The sequence below is a fragment of the Mycobacterium sp. genome, from assembly GCF_008709575.1.
Taxonomy (GTDB): Bacteria; Actinomycetota; Actinomycetes; order Mycobacteriales; family Mycobacteriaceae; genus Mycobacterium.
On the sequence record NZ_VYIK01000473.1, the window covers coordinates 1 to 214 of the forward strand.

Annotated in this window: 1 protein-coding gene; it reads right to left on the reverse strand. The window is 62.1% G+C overall.

What is annotated here, in order from left to right:
- Positions 1 to 214, reverse strand: a 214-nt coding sequence (locus F6Q13_RS19640) for a cellulase family glycosylhydrolase (protein WP_293060060.1), incomplete at both ends; no start/stop codon positions are given.

The following is a 214-nucleotide window of genomic DNA, read 5'->3' on the forward strand; positions in this document are numbered from 1 at the left end:
AGAACGGCGTCAGATTCTGCGCGTCAAAAGCCGTGCTGCCCAACACGGTCGGCCACAGTGCACCCGGATACGGCTCGTTCATGATCTCAAAGCCGACCACGCCGGGGTTGCCGTTGAAGTAGGCCGCAACAGCCTCCCACATCTGGGCGTAATCATCCTCCAATCCGGCCCCGTTCGGCGCTGTGGCGTTCGACCAGAACGCATCCCAGGCGTT